Below are 1281 nucleotides of genomic sequence, written 5' to 3'. Positions count from 1 at the left end.
CTGGGCGCGTTCGTTGGTTTCCGACAGGTCCGATGGCCGCACCTGCGGGCGGGTGAGCGCCAGCGCGCGCAGGGCTTCGGGCGGGGCGGGTGCCTCTTCCGTGCGTTCGGGCGGGACCGGGGGCACCGCGGGCGGTTTGCCGCGATAGACGAGGATGCCATCAGGCGTCAGCGCGCCCTTTTCCGAAGGTTCGACGAGGCCGCGTTCGTCCAGCGTGAACAGGGTGCCCGGTGCGGCGGGGGAGGACAGCCCGGCCATGACCACGTCCGACACAAAGCTGTCGAGCGGGGGCAGGGCCACCGCATCCGTGGATGTGCTGACCGGATCGATACTGGTGATGTAGAGATCCTCGATATCGATCACCTCCGCCGGGTCGGGCGGGATCTGCGGTGCGCGGGGCCAGATGCCGGTGGTGGCGTATTTCGCTTCGAGCTGCGTTTCCGTCAGGGGCGCGCTGGGTGCAGGACTGCGCAGGGTTTCGATCTGGGAGGGCACATCGGCGAGGCTCTCGGGTTCGATGGCAGCCAGGATCTCGGGCTTCGGCTCCTTCGGTGTGGGGGCGGGGGCCTCCACGGGTTCTCCCTTCGGGGGGAGCGAGGCAAGGGTTGCCGGTTCATCCGCACCCTCTGGCGCGCGGACACGCGGGCGCGCGGGCAGGATTTGCCCGTCGGTTGTGGAGATCGGCCCCGGCTCGACGATGCGCGGCTCCCGGTCGCCGAAGAGCCGCGACAGGTCGAGCCCGTCGTCGAAGAACACCGATGCCCAAGCGGCGACCCCGGCCAGAAATACCAGCAGACCCGTGGTCAGCATCAGCCCGAGGAAACGGGGTTTGCCCCCCACTTCGGTCTGACGGGCACCGAAGACGGTCATCCTTTCGGCTTCGGTCAGAGCGGTGCGGGGTTTTTCGGATTTCTCGGCTTCTGCCTTCGGCTTGGCATTTCCGGCACCATGGCGCGCGGCGAACGCGGCGACGGCATCGGGTTTGCCGGCGTCGTCGGGCTGGGGCGCGGTGGCATGTGACAGGGCGGCTTTGGCCGCGGAGGGGGCGGGCGTTCCTTGGGCCGCGGCGCCTGCGGTCAGGTTCGGCTCTACCCGTGCCGGGCTATCCCCGCCTGCCTTGCCGCGCCGGCTGGCGAAGGGTTGCGCGCTTTTTTCATCGCGCGACGCGGTGAGGGAGGGCGAGGCGCCCCCGCTGGTGTCTGCCCGGCGCGAAGCACCGCCGAGCGAGGGCAGCACAAAGGCAGACGTTTCGGCGTCATCCCTGTCTTCCGAGGTCTCCGG

Annotated in this window: 1 pseudogene; it reads right to left on the bottom strand. The window is 69.8% G+C overall.

Annotated elements, in window-relative coordinates:
- Positions 1-1281 (bottom strand): annotated as a pseudogene (locus A3728_RS23110) (hypothetical protein); the annotation flags it as partial.

It is taken from the genome of Sulfitobacter sp. HI0040, from assembly GCF_001634885.1.
GTDB lineage: Bacteria > Pseudomonadota > Alphaproteobacteria > Rhodobacterales > Rhodobacteraceae > Sulfitobacter.
Note: the sequence above shows the minus strand (reverse complement) of the source record. Positions and strands in the feature narration are given on the sequence as shown.